General features: G+C 67.2%; 20 protein-coding genes. 9 read left to right on the top strand and 11 right to left on the bottom strand.

What is annotated here, in order from left to right; translation table 11 throughout:
- The first annotated feature begins 1,131 nt into the window (after positions 1 to 1,131).
- Together LCF40_RS04760 and LCF40_RS04765 are read left to right on the top strand one after the other, a co-directional pair.
- Entirely contained in the window at positions 1,132 to 2,412 is a 1,281-nt protein-coding gene (locus LCF40_RS04760) for a hypothetical protein (protein WP_224827584.1), read from the top strand.
- A gap of 183 nt (positions 2,413 to 2,595) precedes the next feature.
- Positions 2,596 to 3,987, top strand: a complete 1,392-nt coding sequence (locus tag LCF40_RS04765) for a lamin tail domain-containing protein (RefSeq protein WP_224827585.1) — start codon at positions 2,596 to 2,598, stop codon at positions 3,985 to 3,987.
- A gap of 103 nt (positions 3,988 to 4,090) precedes the next feature.
- Here the strand turns inward: LCF40_RS04765 and LCF40_RS04770 are convergent, their stop codons facing one another.
- Positions 4,091 to 5,260 carry a DUF4397 domain-containing protein gene (locus LCF40_RS04770; RefSeq protein WP_224827586.1) on the bottom strand — a complete coding sequence of 390 codons (1,170 nt, stop codon included), beginning with the start codon at positions 5,258 to 5,260 and terminating at the stop codon, positions 4,091 to 4,093.
- Positions 5,261 to 5,422: 162 nt separating this feature from the next.
- Here LCF40_RS04770 and LCF40_RS04775 point away from each other — a divergent pair, with 162 nt between their 5' ends.
- Positions 5,423 to 5,593, top strand: a complete 171-nt coding sequence (locus LCF40_RS04775) for a hypothetical protein (RefSeq protein ID WP_157972492.1) — start codon at positions 5,423 to 5,425, stop codon at positions 5,591 to 5,593.
- A gap of 66 nt (positions 5,594 to 5,659) precedes the next feature.
- Here LCF40_RS04775 and LCF40_RS04780 read toward each other — a convergent pair whose 3' ends face one another.
- The 4 genes from LCF40_RS04780 to LCF40_RS04795 form a co-directional block, all read right to left on the bottom strand.
- Entirely contained in the window at positions 5,660 to 6,013 is a 354-nt protein-coding gene (locus LCF40_RS04780; RefSeq protein WP_114578859.1) for a nuclear transport factor 2 family protein, read from the bottom strand.
- A gap of 156 nt (positions 6,014 to 6,169) precedes the next feature.
- Positions 6,170 to 7,405: an RNA-guided endonuclease InsQ/TnpB family protein gene (locus tag LCF40_RS04785; protein WP_224827587.1), complete on the bottom strand. Its 1,236-nt coding sequence runs from the start codon at positions 7,403 to 7,405 to the stop codon at positions 6,170 to 6,172.
- Positions 7,402 to 7,791, bottom strand: coding sequence for an IS200/IS605 family transposase (tnpA, locus tag LCF40_RS04790; RefSeq protein ID WP_224827588.1), 390 nt, complete (start codon positions 7,789 to 7,791; stop codon positions 7,402 to 7,404). Before tnpA ends, LCF40_RS04785 begins: the two co-directional genes overlap by 4 nt.
- Before the next feature lie 177 nt (positions 7,792 to 7,968).
- The gene (locus LCF40_RS04795; RefSeq protein WP_224827589.1) at positions 7,969 to 8,880 is read right to left on the bottom strand and encodes a DUF6159 family protein; all 912 of its coding nucleotides are present in this window, start codon (positions 8,878 to 8,880) and stop codon (positions 7,969 to 7,971) included.
- Positions 8,881 to 9,080: 200 nt separating this feature from the next.
- Here LCF40_RS04795 and LCF40_RS04800 point away from each other — a divergent pair, with 200 nt between their 5' ends.
- On the top strand, positions 9,081 to 10,343 hold the full coding sequence (locus LCF40_RS04800; RefSeq protein WP_224827590.1) for a magnesium transporter: 1,263 nt from the start codon (positions 9,081 to 9,083) through the stop codon (positions 10,341 to 10,343).
- Between the two features lie 32 nt (positions 10,344 to 10,375).
- On the opposite strand, the gene LCF40_RS04805 is transcribed toward LCF40_RS04800, so the two are convergent.
- Positions 10,376 to 11,122 carry an HFX_2341 family transcriptional regulator domain-containing protein gene (locus LCF40_RS04805; protein ID WP_114578856.1) on the bottom strand — a complete coding sequence of 249 codons (747 nt, stop codon included), beginning with the start codon at positions 11,120 to 11,122 and terminating at the stop codon, positions 10,376 to 10,378.
- A gap of 96 nt (positions 11,123 to 11,218) precedes the next feature.
- On the opposite strand from LCF40_RS04805, the gene LCF40_RS04810 reads away from it, so the two are divergent.
- Positions 11,219 to 11,557 carry an ArsR/SmtB family transcription factor gene (locus LCF40_RS04810; RefSeq protein WP_114578855.1) on the top strand — a complete coding sequence of 113 codons (339 nt, stop codon included), beginning with the start codon at positions 11,219 to 11,221 and terminating at the stop codon, positions 11,555 to 11,557.
- Positions 11,558 to 11,660: 103 nt separating this feature from the next.
- Here LCF40_RS04810 and LCF40_RS04815 read toward each other — a convergent pair whose 3' ends face one another.
- The 4 genes from LCF40_RS04815 to LCF40_RS04830 form a co-directional block, all read right to left on the bottom strand.
- Positions 11,661 to 12,392 carry a DNA-directed RNA polymerase subunit epsilon gene (locus LCF40_RS04815; protein ID WP_198667998.1) on the bottom strand — a complete coding sequence of 244 codons (732 nt, stop codon included), beginning with the start codon at positions 12,390 to 12,392 and terminating at the stop codon, positions 11,661 to 11,663.
- A 342-nt stretch (positions 12,393 to 12,734) separates the two neighbouring features.
- Entirely contained in the window at positions 12,735 to 14,663 is a 1,929-nt protein-coding gene (locus tag LCF40_RS04820) for an ABC transporter ATP-binding protein (protein WP_224827591.1), read from the bottom strand.
- Between the two features lie 143 nt (positions 14,664 to 14,806).
- On the bottom strand, positions 14,807 to 14,968 hold the full coding sequence (locus LCF40_RS04825) for a hypothetical protein (protein ID WP_157972491.1): 162 nt from the start codon (positions 14,966 to 14,968) through the stop codon (positions 14,807 to 14,809).
- A gap of 118 nt (positions 14,969 to 15,086) precedes the next feature.
- Entirely contained in the window at positions 15,087 to 15,635 is a 549-nt protein-coding gene (locus LCF40_RS04830) for a metal-dependent hydrolase (protein ID WP_224827592.1), read from the bottom strand.
- Positions 15,636 to 15,747: 112 nt separating this feature from the next.
- On the opposite strand from LCF40_RS04830, the gene LCF40_RS04835 reads away from it, so the two are divergent.
- Both LCF40_RS04835 and LCF40_RS04840 read left to right on the top strand, forming a co-directional pair.
- Positions 15,748 to 15,951 (top strand): hypothetical protein, encoded by a 204-nt coding sequence (locus tag LCF40_RS04835; protein ID WP_224827593.1) that lies wholly within the window; start codon positions 15,748 to 15,750, stop codon positions 15,949 to 15,951.
- 78 nt (positions 15,952 to 16,029) lie between these two features.
- Positions 16,030 to 16,545: a hypothetical protein gene (locus tag LCF40_RS04840; RefSeq protein ID WP_224827594.1), complete on the top strand. Its 516-nt coding sequence runs from the start codon at positions 16,030 to 16,032 to the stop codon at positions 16,543 to 16,545.
- A gap of 83 nt (positions 16,546 to 16,628) precedes the next feature.
- On the opposite strand, the gene LCF40_RS04845 is transcribed toward LCF40_RS04840, so the two are convergent.
- A complete protein-coding gene (locus LCF40_RS04845; protein ID WP_114578851.1) occupies positions 16,629 to 16,958 on the bottom strand; it encodes a BsuPI-related putative proteinase inhibitor in 330 nt (109 codons plus the stop codon).
- A 152-nt stretch (positions 16,959 to 17,110) separates the two neighbouring features.
- On the opposite strand from LCF40_RS04845, the gene LCF40_RS04850 reads away from it, so the two are divergent.
- Both LCF40_RS04850 and LCF40_RS04855 read left to right on the top strand, forming a co-directional pair.
- Positions 17,111 to 18,787 (top strand): ATP-dependent DNA ligase, encoded by a 1,677-nt coding sequence (locus tag LCF40_RS04850; RefSeq protein WP_224827595.1) that lies wholly within the window; start codon positions 17,111 to 17,113, stop codon positions 18,785 to 18,787.
- A complete protein-coding gene (locus LCF40_RS04855; RefSeq protein ID WP_224827596.1) occupies positions 18,788 to 19,795 on the top strand; it encodes an MBL fold metallo-hydrolase RNA specificity domain-containing protein in 1,008 nt (335 codons plus the stop codon).
- Positions 19,796 to 19,898 lie beyond the last annotated feature (103 nt).

A 19,898-nucleotide genomic window follows, 5' to 3' on the forward strand; every position in this document is an offset into this window, starting at 1 on the left:
TGGCTCCTACCGACCCCGGCTTGTGCGAGGACGGCAGTATCTCACATAACGGGCGGAGACGGCCTAAGCCTTGCGGTTTCGTCCAGCTTCGCAACGCGATTCCTCTCCACCCTACTCGCTCCCGTCGGTCGCTCGTTGAGGAAGGAGGCTCCTCGCTACCGTTTGCTGAAACGGTTCAGCGACGGAGCCCGCGACACAGCGAACAGGTCGTTTTCCGGACGAGCGGCGCCCGGAAAACTCGTGCCTGGCACGGTCAGATGGTGGGGGAAGACCGCGCGTTCGCCCATTGCCCGTAGTTCGGATAACTATTTCGACCGTTCACGGCGAACTGGCTCCTCCCCGCGGTCGGGAGGCGACCGCCGGATCCGAGACGCTCGAGGACGAGGTCGCGCGTCCGGCGTGGTCCCGGGACCGCCTTTGACATCCTCCCCGCGCTAAACGCGAGGATTCCACCGTGGAGCGTCGGGTGGTCCGACATTACCCCGGCGGTAACTTCCTCCCTGACGGGAGTACCGGGTTCGTGAGCACCACGTCGGGGCGGTGGGCGCATGGCGACGCCAGTCTCTTTCGGACTCCCCCGCTTGTGGCTCCACACCCGCCCGGTCGCCCGACCGCAACAGAAGCGACCGTCCGAACGGGTGCGTTCGTCCACGTCTTTTCGACGGGGCCGACACGGGCCGTGCCATCGACCGGACTCCACCGAACCGCTTCGGCGGAGTGGACAACCGCGAATGGGGTAGTCTTTGGTTGCCCGTCGGCGTCGCCAACGGGCCATACGGCACACGACGGTGGTTTCCCCCGTCGCTCGTACAACCTCGCCCGACCGCATCCTCCTCCGAGACGTTTGGACACGGCGCGACTACGGGAGGGATCCCGGATCTCCCGGTTGATACTTTACGCGATTGGCTTACCACCATGTACGACGCCAGAGGGCCTAATTCTTGCGGTTTTGCGGCCCTGCCTACCGCTTGACCCCGCCCTGAAGGGCGAGGCTTGCGCTCGAAATTCACGTCGTTCAGGAATCGAAAACTGTTATGGCAGTCCTGGAACGTACAGGGCATCGATGGCGAGGCGACGATCGAGCACGGACCCCACACGGCGGGAGCGGCCGACGCCGACCGACGAGGGCGGATGAACCGGCGCTATCTCCTGGTCGCGGCCGCGCTCGTCCTCGCCGCGAGCTACCTGGTCGCCGGCGGGGTCGTCGATCCGGCGACCGAACCCGAGACGATCGACCGGGAACGGCTCGTCCAGCCCGCCGAAAACGGGAGCTACATCTGGCCGTACACGAGCCGGGACCGGTCGCTCGCCGAACGGACCCTCGCGATCAACATGATCGTCCACGGGCCCGACGACCGCGTCCGGCGAACCCTCGCCGACCAGGACGACCTCGAGTGGGAGGAGCTCGATCCCGACGAGGAGACCAACGAGACCGACGACGGCGAGGAGCCGATCCGCTGGAACGACGCCCACGGCTCGACGCGATACACCTACGTCGATACGACCCAACAGGGCGGCGGCAGCCGCTGGATCACCGAGAGCTACCAGCTCCACAGCGGAACCTACCTCGGGAGCCGACAACACATCCGCGCGTACACGACCGACCACGACGAGTGGACGGCGATCCAGGTCCACCAGGAGTACTTCGACTTCTTCCGGCTTCGCCACACCGTCACCGACATCCAGAACTCTCGAAACGACCTCGAGGGGGTGTTCCTCGACGAACCCTACGTCGAGGAGGTCCGCCGGGAGTACCACGCGATCCACGGGGGGTGGAACGACGGCTGGCTCTCGGTCGTCGAACTGCGGACGTTCGGCTCGCTGCTGGCCGGAAGCGCCCTCGGCGTCCTCGGGCTGGTGAGCAGGGAGACCGCCCGCGACCTCGCGGGCGGCGGGCGCTCGCTGCTTTCCTGGACCCACCGGAACCTCCGCGGGTTCGTCCTCGCCGTCGCGCTCGCGGGCCTCGTCGTCGGCGTCCGCAGCGCCGCGCTGGCCATCGAGGCGGCACTGCTCGGCTGGATTACGCCACAGGCGGCCGTCGTCGTACTCTACCCGATCCTGGCGCTTGGCCTGCCGGTTGCGACCATCGTGCTCACCCAGCCCCTAGAGCGGGCGAGTCGGTTCCTGCGCCTCCAGCGGGTCGCAAACCGGCTGGGTCGACCCCTCGAGCCCCAGCCGGCGTTCATGTTCGCCGTCGTCGGCCTGGGAGCGGGATTCGTCCTCGACTTCCTCGGGATCGGGATCACGGCGCTGCCGATCGAACTCCTGCTTCACCGGGTCGGATTGCTGATCGCGCTGGGTTCGATCGCGGCGGGCTCGGCGCGCAGCGACGGGGTGGGCCTCGCGCTGTTCGCCGTCGGCCTCCTCGGCTGGGGCGCCGGCCTCGGACTGCCGCTGCTCGGGTTGATGTGATCCAGACGATCCGATCGGAAGACCTCAACGGGGAAACGGTCCGACCCCGGAGGCCAACCCGTCGCACCGCCCAACTGTCCGCTCTGGAAATACAACGTTTAACTGACCGTAGCGGGAGGGAGGAGACGATGACAGGCACAGCGGCGACGACCACGCTCGCACCCGGCAAGCCCGGGAGAGGCCATGCCCACCGTCTCGGTCGCGGAGGTTGAGGCTCGCTCGGGGGTCGAGAAAGAGTCCGGCGAGACCCTCGCCGAGTACCTCCGCCGCGTCGGCGACCGGGCCGGCGTGCCGGCCGAGGACGTCGAGGCGGTCGTCACCGAACTCCAGCGCCAGCAGTTCGCCGGCGGGACCGTCGCCGCCGATGACGCCGACGCCCCGATCGAGACGTTCCTCGCGGCGGCCGACGACCTCGGGGGCGACGCTGACGATCCCGGCGGCGACATCGCCGACGGAGAGGGTCCCGACGAGCCCGAAGCCGACGCCGAGGACACGGGCGACGGAGGGACCGACGCGACGGTCGGGGCGGCCGCGTCGGACTCGACGGCCGCGACCGACGGCGCCGACGAGGAGGACCCGATGGCGTTCTACCGCTCGGTAGCGGTGCTCGGCGTCGTCGTCCTCCTCGCCGGGGGCGTCATCGGCAGCGCCGTCCTCCTGGGGACCGACCTGGGACCGAGCGGCGACGGCCCCGAAGCGTCGGGCGACGCGGGTGCCCTCGACGACGCCGCCAACGAGACCGAGGGCGGGTCGGATGGGGGCGACGCCGGGAACGACTCCGACGATCCGGCCGCGAACGGGACCGAGACGAACGAGACAGCCACGAACGGGTCGGCCGCGAACGGGTCCTCGGACGAGGACGCGGCGAGCAACGGCACCCCCGACGGGAACGCGTCCGCGGACGACGCCAACGACACGACCGACACCGACGGGAACGGAACCCCCAGTGACGACGGAACCGACGACGAACCCATCGGCTTCGACGGGGAAGCGACGAACGACACGGACGCCGAAAACGGCAGCGACGGCGGAACCGGTAGCGACGAGGACGGCAACGACAGCGACGCCGGGATCGACGCCGACGGCGACGACGAGAATGGCACCGACGAACCCGTCGGCTTCGACGAGGGCGCCGACGGCGAGGGCGACGATGAGACCGAGGACGCCGACGACGAAGACGGGGCGGACGATCCCGGCGCCGTCGACTCCGCCCCCGAGGCGACCGGCTCGCTCGAGGTCACCGACAGGGCCGCCCCCGGCGACCAGCCCGCCGACGAGTACGTCGAACTCACGAACGTCGGCGACGCGCCCCTCGACATGTCGGGCTGGACCGTCCGCGACCGCGAGGGCGGTGCCGTCGACACCCACGGGCTCGAACCGCTCGAGTTCCCCGACGGGTTCGTCCTCGAGCCCGGCGCGAGCGTCCGACTCGTGACCGGCGACGGGGAGGACACCGCCGAGACGATCTACTGGGGCCAGAACCGCCAGCACTGGCGCTCGGCCGGCGACGTCGTCGTCGTGCGGGACGCCGACGGCGAGACCGTCATCCGGCATCCCTACGGGGACCAGGCGTAGCTACGACTTGCTCGGATCGGGGGTCGGTATTTCGCCACAAAAGAATCCCATCTCGAGCCCGGCCGAACGAAACCGAACGGGTCGGGCGTAGCTGAACGTTCTCTCAGTCCCAGGTGTCGCTCGCGGCGACCGAGAGGTCGAGCATGGGCTCGCTCCCGACGTAGCCGGTCGCGAACGCCGAATACGCCGTCCCCGCCTCGAGGGAGACGTCGGCCCCGATGACCGCCTCGTCGCCGCCGGCCGGGTAGATACAGAGCCGGTAGTCGCCCGCGGGGACCGCGACGGAGCCGCCCTCGCCGTAGGGGACGTCCTCGAAGAGGGCCTCGCCCGTCTCGGCGACCCGGATGTCGACGTTCGGGGCGTCCGGCGAGGCGTGGAACGCGCTGACGCGTGCTTCGCCCTCGCCGAGTTCGGAGACGTCGTCCTCGATGACGGTGACCTCGAAGGCGCTGTCGCCCTCGAGTTCGCCGATCGCGGCGATCGTGAAGGCGCCAGCGGGGACCTCGAGGTCCTGGTCGAAGACGACGGTCTCGGCGTCGCCCGCGGCCGTGATCTCGATGCCGTAGGTCCCGGCGGGAAGCTCGAGGTAGTCGGTGACGTCGCCGAACGGCAGGTCCTCGATCGTGAGCTCGCCGTCGACGTAGACGTCGACGTTCGGGGCGTCCGGCGAGAGGTGGGCGACCCTGACCGAGGCCGACCCTTCTTCCTCGTCGTCGGCCTCGACGGTGACCATCGCGTCGGCGACGACCGGATCGCCGGCGTCGTTGACGTAGGGGCCGTCGACCTCGCCCTCGCTCTCGACGAACTCGTAGGCACCGCTGTCGTTCGAGTCCATGTGGGGCATCGCGATCAGCGTCTCGTCCTCTTCGAGCATCTCCCGGTCGAAGTCGGTGCCCGGGATGTCGCCGAACAGCGGGACCTCGACGTCGCTCATCTCGCCCGCCTCCATCGCCTCGCTCACGCCGATGACGCTCCCGAGGACCTCGCCGTCGAGCAGCGAACTGTCGTGGATCGTGACGAACCCGCCCTCCGGGAGCATCGCCTCCGCGACGGTGACCCAGGTTCCATCGGTGGTCTGGTCCTCGAAGGTGACCATCGCCGTGGCCTCCATCTCGCCGTCGGACTCGTTCATCCCGCCGGACTCGTTCATCTCCCCGCTTTCGTTCCCGCCGTCCGACTCGTTGTGGTCGTCGGCTACGACGTGCCCGACGCCGCCGAGGAGCACTGCGCCACTGCCGATCTGAAGGAATCGCCGTCGTGTCTTATCTGTCATGGTTTGCCGTGCGTGTTCCGGTACGACAGTTCGAGAGTTGAGCACCTTTCCTAACTAGTAAGGGTTGCTCGCCGCCCGCTCGTTCCGATGGCCAACGGCAGCGGGTCCAGGCCGGGCCTCCCGGTGGCGGTTTCGGCCGGGAGCAGCGATACACTGAGGACGGTGGCGACCGAAAGCAGGGACGACGTGACTCGAACCGACCGGTCGGGCGACGACGCGCCGGAGACGGCACCCTGTCTCTCGTGTGGCGCGGAGACCCCGCTCCCCAAGGAAGTCCACAGCCCCGTCTGTTTCCGACCGCTCTGTGCGGACTGCGACGGCTCCGATTCCTGAGTTCGACGAGAAAAAAGGACGGAGAGGTCGACGGCGCGGGGGCCGGAAGTCGTACGGCCGGCCGTCTCAGGAGTCGTTGAGATAGACGCCGATGCGGACGATCCGCTCGTCTGCGTCGTCGAACTCGAAGACGTCACAGAAGCCGGCCTCGACGCGCCCGTCGTCGCCGTCGCCGGTTACGACCCCCTCCGCGACCGAAGCATCCTCGCCGTGGGCCCGCAGCGTGACCTGGTGGCTCGTGTTCGAGAGCCCCCGGACCTCCTCGAGATACGTTTCGAGGCCGGCGGCGCCCTCGAGGTCGCCAGCCAGCGACTCGTAGACGAAGTCGTCGGCGAGTACGGGTCGAACGCGCTCGAGATCGGCTTCGTCCATCGCGTCGAAGTAGGCGTCGATCAGGTCGTCGCGGTCGGAGTCGGACATGTCCGAGCGTTTGCCGCCGGCCCTATAAGAGTCCGGCGTCGTCGCCGACGATGATCCACGAGACGCCTCGATCCGAGACGGGAATTGACCTCCTCCCGCGCCTAAAGTCGCGGGAATCCCACCATGGGATTTCAGGCCGAGCGCGGCCCTAAGGTTTCAAGACGCATACGCTCCACACGTCTCTTGCTGGGTGTCAGCATCGGCTTGGCTGTCTTGCGGGCCGGTCAAACGGCCCCCTTCCTCAGCCGAGTCATCGCCATCCGTGTGTTCTCTTGAATGGCTCTCTCCGCCGAGGTAGCGGTCTGCAATATTGAGCGCGGCGTTGATGTCCGCGTGGTACTCCGAAACCCAACACTCCGAGTTGGAACACTTGAACGTCGCTTGGTCGGGGCGGTAGCCCTGTTCTCCGCAACAGTGGCACGTCTTCGAGGTGTACGCGGGATTCACCGTCTCCACACGAATCCCCTTCTCGGCGGCTTTGTAGCGGAGTTGGGCGTGCATCTTCGCAAAGCCCCATCCGTGCAAGCGCCGGTTCATGAACGCGCCGTAGTCCATGTTCTCGCGGATATGCGTCAAGTCTTCGAGGACCAGTATGGGGTTCTCGAATTGGTCGGCGTAGGCGACGACCTCCGACGTGACCGTGTGAAGGATGTGGTCGATGTGTCGCCACAACTCGTCGCCGTAGGATTCGGCGATACGCTCGCTTCCGCGTTGCTGCAGGCGTCGAGTCGCCGTGAAGTATGTCTCACGGAGTTGCCGTACTCGCTTCCCATCGTCGTTCCAGAGGTTGGGTGTAGCCGGGGAGCCGCGCTCGTCACGGTGACACACCGTTACCAAAGAGGCTTCCCCGATGTCTACCCCAATCGGCGTTTCGTCCGCCGAACTGGATCGTTCCTCCACGTCCCGAGTTGCGACGACGTGCAAGTACCACTCACCGCCACGGTCGAACAGCCGACACTCGCCCATCGTCGCGTCCCCCGCGTGCAACGCTTCCAGCCACTCTCGCTGTTCGGGGTTCGGTTGCGCGGGAAGCCACAGGTGGTAGTCGTCGTGGTGCGGGATTTTGACGTACCACTCGATGGCGTTCTGTGGTTTGTGGTCGAGCTTCGGACCTTCGTTCGTGAACCGAACCGCGTGGTCGTCGTGAAGCTCTTGCGCGTCGTAGCTTCCGCCACAGAGTTGTGGGACGTACTTCTTGAGCGCGTTCTTCGCGTATCCGCTCAGGTCGTAGTTTACCACCACGTCATTCGCTTCGGTCTGGGTGGTACAGTTGGCGTTGAACGCGGCTTCGAGAGCGTCTTGGTACGCCCGCTTTGTCTCGCAGAGTTTGCGGTGCTTGTGGGCGTTCGGCTCCACAAGCTTGAGTTCCAGCGTCTCGGTGAGTTCGGTCACTGTTCGTCCTCCTCATGACGCTGGATGTAGTCTTGAACCGTTTCGCTTGAGACGTGTCCTGCTGTTCCGGCGTAGTAGCCGCGCGCCCACTTGATTTTCTCGCCGTCGTGGTCGGCGTAGCGGTGGTTGTATTTCCGCGAACTGATGCCTTTGAACCAGTTGGCGAGAAGTGACGGGGCGTGCTTCGGTGGACTACTTACGAACAGGTGTACGTGGTCGGATTGGACGGTGAGGTCGACGATCTCCAATCCCTTTTCATCGGAAATTTCGTGGAGTATTCGACGCACACGGCCTGCTACCTCGTTAACCAGCACCGAGTTGCGGTACTTCGGCAACCACACTATGTGGTAGTTGAGGTCGTAAGTCGCGTGCCGTGTGGTCTTCATCCGCACTACACACTATGGTGAGAGGCGGTCTTAAAACTCCCGAGTGGCATGGGAAATCCGGCCGGTTGTAGCAACGTGGACCGGACGCACTATGCCTACCGCTCGACCCGCGCCTGAAGACGCGGGTATGCGCTCGCACTATGTATCACCGTCCCTCGAGTCGCACGGACGGCGGCGTCAGCGTCCGTCGGCGGCCGTCTTCGTCGGGCCGGCTGCTCCCGGCGAGGCGGATCGCTCGGTCCGCCCGCCCAGCGTCTCGAAGTCGAAGTTCTCGAACTCGTCGGGAACGACTCCCTCGACCGCGTAGACGTACAGCGCCGTCTTCGCGATCCCCCGGATCGCCTGTCCCAGGAGAACGGTGAAGACGACCGCCCCGCCCACCAGGACGACGCCGAGGAACAGCCCCGGGCCGGCGAACGCGCTCGCGACCGGCACGGAAACCGCGAGCGCGACCCCGACGAGCACGAGACCGATCAGCCCGACGATCAGCGTGATCCCGAATCCGGCACCGAGGGTTTCCCCCCAGGTATCCCTGAACGTCTCGCCGCTGCGTTCGAACATCGTGGTGACGGAGACGTCCTCGAAGACGATCACCGGGACGATGAAGAAGGTCAGGATCGACCAGCCGACCGCGAACAGCGAGCCCAGGAGCGCCGCGACCGGGTTGTCGGCGTCCTCCAGGGCCTTGATGACGATACTGACCGTCGCGGCGATCGCCGCCCAGGCGAGGATCGGACCGAGTCGGCCCCGTATCGCCCCGAGACTCTCCCGGAGCCCCGGTTCGCGGCCGTGGAAGGCCTCGTTGGCCGCGTAGACCAATGCGGCCGAGAAATAGGTGCTCGCGAAGGTGGTGACGAAATAGAGGACGAACAGGACGGCGTATTCGACGCCGCTCCCGAACAGGTTCGCGGCCAGCAGCGGGACCAAGAGAAGTGCGAGAAAGCAGAGGCTGGCGACGCCCGCGAGCAACGGAAACGCCAGCAGACGGGGGTGATCGCGGACTACCCCGAGGCTGTCTTTCGTCAGCGTCCACCCCGTCTTCAGCCGCTCGACGAAGCCGACCCTCCCCCGACCGATGTTCGACGACATACCTATCATACGCTCGCTTATTACGTAAACGTATTGGATATTCTATTGGTTTGGCCAGGGGATCGGGTTCAGTTATGTGAATCTTGCGATAGGAACTATCGGTGTCACCGACCCGGGTGTAAACGGCAGGCCCTCTCGCTGTTGAAAGGTGGAGTTCGGTGATCGCAACGGCTTAGTCGCTCTGTGGGACCAGTCCAAACATGACGGAGGTCCTGGCCGACGCCCAGCAGACGATCGCCGCCTCGCCGGAGCCGGCGGCGGAGTTCCGGGCCCTCTCCCGGGAGCGCCAGCGGGAGGTCTTCGTCCAGCTCCCCGACGCCGTGCGCGAGGCGGTCGTCGCGGACATGGACGAGGACCAGCTACACGGGTTCGTCCGCCGGCTGGATCCCGACGAGGCGACCGACGCCTTAGAGGTCGCCCACGAGGAGACCCGACAGGCGGTCCTCCGGCGGTTGGACGAGGACCGCCGCGAAGCGATCGAGTACCTCCTCGAGTTCGATCCCGAGAGCGCCGCCGGGCTCATGACCCTCGATTACGTCACCGTCGACGTCCGCCGGGGCTTCGGCGAGGTCAGGAAACGCGTCCGGCGCTACGAGGAACGCACCGGCCGTTTCCCGGTCATCTTCGTCCTCGAGAACGGACGGCTGCTCGGGGAGTTGCCCGGACCCGCACTGGCGATGACGAACGGCGACGGCGACGCGATCGACGACTACGTTCGGGAGGTACCGACCGTGGGCTACGACAGCGACGAGGAGGTGGTCTTAGAGCGCTTCCGGGAGAACCCCGAAAGCACGGTCGCAGTGGTCGACCGAGCGGACGGCGAGGACACTGTCCTCGGGGCGATCTACGCGGAGGACCTGCTTCGGCTCATCGACGAGGAGGCGAGCAGGACCCTCTACGAGTTCACCGGCCTCACCGAGGAGGAGAGCATTCTCGACGGCCCCCTCGCGAAGGTCCGCCGGCGGTACAAGTGGCTCATCGTCAACCTCGGGACAGCGTTTCTGGCCGCCGCCGTCGTCGGCCTCTTCGAGGACACGATCGCGGCGTTCACGCTGCTCGCAGTGTACATGCCGGTCGTCGCCGGGATGGGCGGCAACGCGGGCACCCAGTCGATGGCGGTCACCGTACGCGGGATCGCGTACGGACAGGTCTCCCTGCAGACCGGGGGACGGGCGGTCGTCAACGAGATCATCGCCGGAGCCGCGAACGGGGCGATCACGGGCGCGCTCGTCGCCGCCATCGCGACGGTGTTCAACCGGAGCCCGCTGCTGGGGGTCGTCCTCGGCGTCTCGATGGTCCTGAACCTCGTCATCGCGGGCTTCTTCGGGACGGTCATCCCGCTCGTGCTCGACCGGTTCGGGATCGACCCGGCGACGTCGGCGACCATCTTCATCACGACGGCGACCGACGTGCTCGGCTTCTTCATCTTCCTCGGGCTCGCACGCGCCATCCTGGGGATCTAACCGGCGATCCCTACCGCACGCTCGCCGACCGGCTACACTTTGTGACGGAAGGCCCGGAGCGCGTTCCGTCCGGTCTCGGTCAGCGACACCTGTTTCGATCGCCCGACGGACTCGATCCGTACGTAACCGTTCCCGACGAGCGGGTCGAGGATCCGGTTGTTCAACAGCGCGAACTTGGCCTTGTCGTTCGCCGGGTCCGTGGTCGTCAGGAAAGCGAGTTCCTCCTCCTCGGCGAAGTCGATCAGGTCGCTCTTCTTGGGCGTCGAGACGGCGTCGTCGGCCGAATCGACGTAGTCGAGCACCCGGACCTGGTCGGCCGTCGGCGTCTCGAGGGGATAAGAGGGGAGTCGTTCGGCCATCTCCATTCCCTCCGTCCGCGGGGTCTCCGCGACCGGATGGGACGCCGACTCGGGATGGACGTGATAGCCGCTCGCGTCGGTCGCCATGCACGCGAGCGCCGCGCCGATCGCGGCCAGTTTCGGCCCGCTCGAGACGTTGACCCGCACGATGTCCTCGCCGCAGGCGTCGATGATCGTCGTCGTCCGCCCGAGCACGTCGTAGACGTCCCGGAGGTCGACGCCGTGGGTCTCGACGGCGATCCCCCCTCCTTCGAGCGTGTCCGCGATCCGGTCGTGGTACGACGCCCGTTCGGCTCCCTCGAGGAGATGGACCGTGTCGGCGCCGTACTCGATCGCCGGCTCGGTGATCCGGTCGGCCTCGTAGCCGACCGGGGCGACGTGGACCTCATCGATCGATCGAAGTTCGGGATCGCCGCTCATTTTGAATAGTATAGAGAGTACAGATACTATAATAGTATCTATTTTTTAGATAGTATCCGGATAGAATTGAATAGACTACTGCCCGGATATCCGTCCATGCCACGCGAGGCAAACCGATCACGGTACCGGGACGCGGGGGAGCAAGCCCCCCAGCTCCTGGATCTGGTGGGAGACGAGTACACCCGCGAAGTGCTGTGTGCGATCGCAGAGCAACCCCGGAGTGCGACCGAGGTGGCCGCGGCGACGTCCGTGTCGAAGCCCACGGCGTTCCGGCGGCTAGATCGCTTGGAGGAGTTCGGACTCGTCGAGGGGGTGACGGTGATCGACCCCGAACACGGCCACCACCACGAGCGGTTCCGGGCGACGTTCAGGGGGGCCGTCGTGGAGTTCGGGAGCGAGGGGTTCTCGGTCGTCCTCGAGACCGACCCGGAGTGACCGTCGAAGAACGGGGCGGGTGCTCGCCGGGTCGAAACACGGAAAGAACCGACGGGACCGCCTCTCGTATCTTCACCTTGTCGCCAGAGACACTTAAAGAGAGTCAGGCCGAGGAGCCGACCCCGAGTTCGGGCAGGCTGGGGTCCCGGTAGGGGTTCCGTCCGTAGACGGCGCCGCCGAGGTCCTGATCGTCGAGTTGCTCGCGCAGGGTCCGCCGGAGCCGGTTCAGGCTCGTCACGTCGAGGCCGTGGTCCGCACAGAGCGAGACGAACTCCTCGTCGTCGGTGATCGACTCGAACCGGTCGTACAGCGCCGCGAGCCGGTCGGGGGACTGCTCGCCGATCCAGTCGTCGTCGTGGAGGCCGAGGTGGCGCTCGCGCTCGAGGTCGACGACGTGGCGGATCACCACCAGCGCGACCGTGGGGATCGCCCGCTGGCTGCCGAACGCGGTGAGATCGAGGTCGACCATGATCCCGATCGCGCGGTCGCGCTGCCAGGGGGTGAGCTCGAGGCGGCCACACAGCGCGTGGGTGAGTCGGAGCTTCTCCAGGCGATGGGCCCGCGCGCTGTAGCCCTCCATCGCGGGGTGGCGCTCGTCGTGGAGCCGCCGGACGTTCTCGCTTACGTCCTCGAGGGGCGAGCTCGCGCGGCCGATCCGGGTCGCACTTGGCGTGACCAGTCCCCAGCGGCGCGTGGTCTCGTCGCGCTGGAGGTCCGCACGCGCGACCGTACTGTCGCCGGGCCGCCGGCTGAGCGGGGCGTCGTCGGTCTCCCTGCGGGGCGCGTGTGCCTCGCCCGGAGTCGGCCGGGCCAGGTCGGTCTCCTCGTCGCTCATCACGACCCCGTACCCGCTGCTCGTAGTTGAAAGTATGGCTCCCCGGAGAACGTCCCTCGTATCTCCACCTTGTCGCGAGAAGTACTTAAACGACCGCGGGGCGGAGACCGTCAGTGGCCGACCGACGCGCCCGGATTGATCGTCGGGCGTCGCTTTCGAGGATGGCGACAAAAGCGAGAGATGAGGGTGACGTGAGTGGCGTCACGTGCCGGCTGTCTGGAGGGCCGACGTGTCGATAACCTATCCATACCACCATAACTGTTTGGATGGTGAATACGTTCGGGTCGACAACACGTTCCGGCCGACTCGAGTCGGTGTCGAGCGAGACCCACGCCACTCCGGCTATCGGCTCTCCTCGGGGAGCGCACCGCTTCGTTCGAGAAACTCCCGGGGAAGATCGTCGACGTCGCCGACCTGGACGCTCCACAGCGTCGCATAGAGCCCGTCGCGCTCGAGTAAGTCCTCGTGGGTGCCCGACTCGACGAGTTCGCCGTCGTCCAGCACGAGGATCCGGTCGGCGTCCCGGACCGTCGAGAGTCGGTGAGCGATCGCGAACGTCGTCCGCTCGGCGATCAGCTCCTCTAGGCTGTTCTGGATCACGGCCTCGGTCTCGTTGTCGACGTGGCTCGTCGCCTCGTCGAGAATCAGGATCTCGGGGTCCTCAAGGATCGCGCGGGCGATCGATATTCGCTGGCGCTGGCCGCCCGACAGCTTCACGCCGCGCTCGCCGACCATCGTCTCGTAGCCCTCGGGGAGGCGCCGGACGAACTCGTGGGCGCCGGCGACCCGGGCGGCCTCCCGGACCTCCCGGTCGTCGACGTTCTCCAGGCCGTAGGCGATGTTCTCCCGGACGGTGCCGTAGAAGAGGTAGGGGTCCTGGCTCACGTAGCCAATCGAGCGCCTGAGGCTCCGGGGGTCGATCTCCCGGACGTCGTGGCCGTCGATGCGGACCGAGCCGCCGTCGACGTCGTACAGCCGCATCAGGAGCTTCATCAGCGTCGACTTCCCCGCGCCCGTCGGCCCCACGAGCCCGACGTAGTCGCCGGCCCCGACCTCGAAGGAGACGTCCCGGACGACCGGCCCGTCGTCGTCGCCGGCGCGGTCGGCCTCGTAGGCAAAGGAGACGTTCCGGTACTCGACGTCGCCCTCGGCGGGTTCGAGGACGGTCGATCCCTCGTCGGCACGGATCGCGGGCTCGGAGTCGAGCAGCCCGACGATGCGCTCGCCGGCGGCCTCGGCGTACTGGTAGTCGTTGAGGATCTGGCCGAAGTTTCGCATCGGATAGATGAACCGCCGGGTGTAGGAGAGAAACATGACCAGGGTGCCGGCGGTGAGCGAGCCGGCGAAGAAGGGGTGGGGCGAGCCGAACATCACCCACCAGCCGCCGACCAGGAAGGTCGCGACGTAGCCCGCAGCCGTGATGAGCCGGATCGTCGGGAAGAACTTGATCCGGGTCGTGATCGCGTCCCAGTTCGAATCGAGATACTCCCGGGAGGCATCCGCGACCCGGTCGGTCTCGAACTCCTCGCGGTTGTAGGCCTTGACGACCGTGAGCCCGCCGACGTTGTTCTCCAGGCGGGAGTTCAGCCGGCCGACCGCCGAGCGGACGTCCTGGTACTTGGGGTGGATCAGCGCCACGAACCGGTAGCTCACGTACGCAAGCACCGGGATCACGAGCGTCGGGATGATCCCCAGCCGCCAGTTGATCGCGAGCATCACCGCGCCCATCCCGCCGACGCGGACGACGATCCGGATCCCCTGGTTGAAGCTATCGGTGAGAAAGCCCTCGAGCTGGTTGACGTCGTTGTTCAACACGCTCATCACCTCGCCGGTCTGTTTGTCGTCGAAAAACCCCATCCCACGGCGTTGCATCGCGTCGTAGGTGTCGACCCGGACCTCGTGTTGGAACCGCTGGGCGAAGGCGTTCCAACACCAGTCGTTGACCCAGCCCAGCCCGGCCTCGAGGACGTAGGAGGCCGCGAGCAGGGAGAGGACGAGGAGCAACTGCTCGCCGGGATCGGCCGGAAGCAGGCCGTCGGGGATCCCCCAGAGGGAGAACGCACGCTCGTCGAAGAACAGCGAGTCGATCGCGACCGCCAGGACGTACGCCGGAACGAGCTCCATCGCCCGCGAGAGCACGCTCGCGACCCCGCCGACGCCGAAGAGGAGGAGGTTGTCGCGGCCGTACGTACGGAACATCCCGGCGATCGCGTTCGTCTCCGTGGCCCTGATCCCGTCGAGCGAGCCGTCGGCCGGGGCGTCGGCTGACATCCGTCCCCGAGACGACTGCCGGCACCGTCAAAACGGTATCCTTCCCGGTGGAGACGCCCGGTTGTGGCGGGTCCCGCGGCTCCGGGGCCGATCGGCGGCGTCGGCTACCGCCCTGCCGGCGGGCCGGTCGCGGTTCGGCCGCCTTAGTCCGCGGCGCTCCCACGAGAGGCGCTCTTCACCGTCGGCGCTCCGGCGCCCCCCTCATCCGAATCGGCGTGTCTGGCACGGATGTGGGCCTTCATCGGCCGGTAGTCGGTCTCCCCGATCTCGAACACGCGGTCACAGAACGGACACTGCTGGTACATCCTTCCCTGTGTGAACGTATGACATCCTACTACTTCCCTCTTTTGCTCGTCGAACCGGTCGCCTCCGTCGGGAGGCGGCCGACGAGGGGACGGCGACGGACGAGGAGATGACGGTCGCCTACGTCGAGCGAGTGGCTCGGCGGAGGACCCGCTCGACCGTCCCCAGCCCGGGGCGTCCGTCCCGATGCCACGCGAGGAGGGCGGCCCCCGCGAGAGCGAACTCGAGGAGGAACCACGGCTCGCCGAGCGAGCCCGCAAGCAGGTCGGCGAGCGTCGGCGCGCCCTCCTCGTACTCGGTGACGGGGACGACGGGGTACAGCAGGTAGTTCACTTCCGTCCCCGACCAGAGTGCCGGGACGGAGTCGACGAGAGGGTGCGAGACCGCACCGATCCCGAAGGCGACCCCCAGTTCCGCCCGTCCCCGTCGCCTGGCCAGCCAGTAGACCGCGAGACAGATCGGAACGACGACGAGCAGCGAGTGTCCGAGGCTCCGGCCCGTCGGGAGGACCCCGGCGTACCACGCTAGGGGCTTGTCCACGAGGTCGGGAGCCTGGGTTCCGACGAGCAGGGCGACCGTCGGGAGCGTCGCCAGACGCCCGCCAAACCGGGCGCGCGCCGACAGCGAGTAGAGCAGATAGCCGACCGCGGCGTGTCCGAGCGGCCACATACCCCTCCGTTGGCGACGGCGGGAAAGTATCTGTCCATCGGCGCCACGCCGCGGTGACCCGTTGGCGTTCGGGAACGTTTAATACGCCGACGTAGTTGGAAGCGCACGGGCAATGGACTGGACTCTCGGTCGGGCTCTCGCGGCCCTCGTCGGTGGGATCGTCGTGACCACCGCGACGGTCGCCGTCGTGAGCGGAAACCCCGTCGCTTCCTACGTTCTCAACCGCAACTTCGCCCTTGGGACCGCGTGCATGCTACTTGGTGTCGTGCTCATCTGGTACCAACGCCCCGATCCCGACGAGGAGCCCTCGAGCTGAACCGGGTCCCGACCCGGACCTCGACCGGAGCAGGAACGGCGTGATAGCTATTTGGTACCACGTACCATAGTGGTTCGTATGGCAACCGACACTCTCCGCGAGGGCGTGTACGGGTCGATGTCGGCCACGTGGGGCGCGGGAGCAGCGGGCGGGCTCGTCGGCGGGGTCGGTATGGGGATCGTCCTCCATCTGGGCGCGAACATGATGCCCCTGATCGGGACCCTCTACGGGTGGCCGACGGTGCTCGGCGGCTGGCTCGGCCATCTGATCAACAGCGTCCTGCTCGGGCTGGTGTTCGCCGCGCTCGTTTCGCGCTGGCGGATCCACGACCGGATCTCGAACGTCGGCGAGTGGGCAATCACCGGCGTCCTCTACGCGGTCGCGATCGGACTGGTAACGGGCGGGATCATGCTCCCGATCACGGTGAACCTGATGGGGACCACCGACCTGCCGGAGCCGTTGCTCCCGGTCCCCGGTTTCGTCGGCGGGCTCCTCGTCGCCTTCTCGGCCGGTGTCGCCCACCTGGTGTACGGACTGCTGCTCGGAACGATCTACGGACGCGTCCACACGAGGGCCGTCGCCCGCCGGCCTTAGATACGTCAGTATCTGCAAAGCGCGTCGTTGAAACAGGAAGCCCTCCCTGCAAGCGCGAGCCGTCAGGCGAGCGATAGGGTAGTTCACACGACGAACTCCGCGCGCTCCTCGACGTCTGCCTCCATCGTGTTCAGGGCCGCGACCACGGTATACGTCCCCGGCTCCGACGGGGCCCAGCTCTCCGTGTACGTGCTTGATTCCCCCGGCACGAACGTCTCGGTCCGGAGCGCCTGAGTGAACAGCCGGCCGTCGCTCCAGCGCCAGCACTCCTCCCCGTCGCGGGAAATCGAGAAATCGGCCTCGAGCCCGCTCCGGAAGGTCACTTCGCGGGGCTCGTCGCCGGTGTTCGTGACGGTGAGGGTAAGCGCGACCGGATCGCCGGACTCGACTTCGAGGTCGGCGTCGAGGGCCATGGGCCGAGAACGGGGAGACCCGGTAAAGTCCTTGGCCCGAGCGCCGCGTTCGACAGGTCCTCCGGCCGTTCACGGCCACGAAACCACACTACGGCGTCGATGGCGTGGATGCAACCCGCGGCCTTTTGGTCCGCCCCGCCCTCTATACGACAGTGCAATACGGGGAGTTGACGGCGGTGTACGACCGTCTCGAGGCGACCGCCTCCACCCTCGAGAAGACCGAGATCCTGGCGGAGACGTTCGCCGACGCGGGCGACCTGCTCCCGGAGCTTTCCCTGCTCGCTCGAGGACGGCTGTTCGCCGCCTGGGAGCCCGACGAACTCGGCGTCTCCTCGTCGCTGACCGTCGAGGCGATCGCGACGGCCAGCGGTCTCCCCGACGAGCGCATCGAGGAGTGGTGGCGCGAGGAGGGCGATCTCGGCGATGCGGCTGCGCTGGCTGTCGAGAACCGGGTCCAAGCCACGCTCGTCTCCGACAGCCTCGACGTTCGCGAGGTCTACGAAACCCTCCGCGGGCTGGCCGACCACGAGGGCGCGGGGAGCCAGGACCGCCGCGTCGGCGAGATCGCGGGGCTGCTCGGCGACAGTGACCCCGACGAGGCCCGCTATATCGTCCGGACCACCGTCGGCGCGATGCGTCTCGGCGTGGGCGAAGGAACGATCCGGGACGCGCTCGCGGCGGCCTTTCTCGATGGCGAAGAGGACGCGGCCAGGGCGGTCGAACGCGCCTACGAGGTCACGAACGACTTCCGGACGGTGAGCGAGACGGCCCGCGAGGCGGGTCGGGAGGGACTCGGCGAACTCGAGATCGAACTGTTTCGCCCGATCAAGGCGATGCTCGCGAGGAAGGCCGACGGCCTCGAGGACGCCCTCGGCGGTACCGAACGCCCCGTGGTCGAGTACAAGTACGACGGAATGCGAACGAAGATCCACGTCCGAGAGGGGGAGGTCCGGCTGTTCACCCGCCGTCTGGAGGACGTCACCGCCCAGTTTCCCGACGTCGTCGGTGCCGTCGAGAAGGAAGTCGGCAGCGACCGCGCGATCATCGAAGCGGAGGTCGTCGGCTACGATAACGGAACGCCGATCCCCTTCCAGGAGTTCTCGAAGCGCATCAAGCGCAAGGAGGAGATCACGGAACTCGCCGAGCGGTATCCGGTGACGGTCCACGCCTTCGACCTCCTCTACGACGACGGCTCGCTTCTGGAATCACCCCTCGTCGAGCGTCTCGACCGCCTCACCGAGGTGCTCGAGCCGGAGGGAACCGTCCGGCGGGCCGAGAACGTCCGACCCGACTCCCTCGAGGCGGCGAAGACGTTCTACGAGGACGCGCTCGCGGCGGGCCAGGAGGGAGTTGTCGTCAAGAACCCCGAGGCGCCCTACCGGCCCGGATCACGAGTGGGATACATGCGGAAGGTCAAGCCGACGATGGAGCGCCTCGATCTCGTCGTCGTCGGCGCGAAGTGGAGCGAGGGAAGAAAGAGCGACTGGCTCGGCCGGCTTCGGCTCGCGTGTTTCGACGACGAGCGCGGGGAACTCCGCGAGGTCGGGCGGCTGTTCTCGGGGCTGACCGACGACGAACTCCGCGAGATCACCGCCAAGCTCGAACCCCTAGTCGAGTCCGCAGAGGGCCGAGCCGTGACCGTCCGCCCGGAGGTCGTCATCGAGGTCGAGTACGAGGAGATCCAGGCCTCCGAAACGTACGATTCGGGCTACGCGCTCAGATTTCCCCGCTTTTCGGGGTTTCGTGAGGACCTCGGGCCCGAGGACGCCGACGGCTTCGAGCGCGTCCGGGAACTCTACGACGACCAGCATCGGACGGAGGGAGCGTAGATGGTCCGGGACGGCGCGGTCAGCCTGCGGGACGGGATCCGAATCGAGCTCTCGGATGGGAAGACGGTCGTCGCCGACGCGACCGAGCCCGCGGGCGACGTCGCCGTCCTGAGCCACGCCCACGGCGATCACCTCTACTCGCAGGCTCCGAGTGAGGTGATCTGCTCGGAACTCACCGCGCGGCTCGCGGCCGCCCGCCGACGGGACGAGGGGAAACTCGTCCGGGGGAGCCACCCGACGATCGAGCAGGTGCCCGCGGGCCACGTCCCCGGCTCCTCGGCGACGATAATCGAGGACGAGGGGACGACCTACCTCTACACCGGGGATTTCTCGCCCCGGGAGCGGTTCGGGCTGGCGGGGTTCGACGCCGAGGCCGTCGCGGCCGACTACGACGTGGACGTCCTCGTTACGGAGACGACCTACGGGACGCCCGACTACGTCTTCGACGCCCAGCGCGAACTCGAAAGGCGGATCGTCGGCTGGCTCGACGACCAAGACGGCCCCGTCGTACTCTTCGGCTACACGCTCGGGCGCGCCCAGGAGATCGAACGCCTCGTCGCCCGCTCGGAGCGCGAGCGGCTGTTCGTCACGGAGGCGATCGAGCGACTGAACGGGGTGATCGCGGAGGCGTGGGGGACCGACTTCGGCGCCCGTCGCTACCGCCGCGAGACGGCCCTGAATCCCGAGGACGCGCTCGTCCTTCCCGCCCAGACGAACAAGCTCTCGTTCGTCGATCGGATCGTCGAGGCCACCGGGGCCGTGACCGCGGGCTTCTCCGGGTGGGCGATCGAGGAGTCGTTTCTGTATCGAGGCGGGTACGACGAGACGTTCGTGCTCTCGGATCACGCCGACTTCTCGGAACTCGTCGCGACCGTCGAGACGCTGAATCCACGGCAGGTATACACCACCCACGGCTTCGCAGACGCGTTCGCGACGCACGTCGAGACGGAGCTGGGGATCGAGGCCCGATCGCTGAAGGAAAACCAAACGTCGCTCGGCGAGTTCTGACGGCGGATGACCGGTCCGGTAATGTGATGATACTGTCGTGGGAACCGACGGAAACGAGCAGTTACCGGCGCGACACGTCTGACGTAGGCTTAAGTGAGTCGGG

This window comes from Saliphagus infecundisoli, assembly GCF_020177375.1.
Classification (GTDB): Archaea; Halobacteriota; Halobacteria; order Halobacteriales; family Natrialbaceae; genus Saliphagus; species Saliphagus infecundisoli.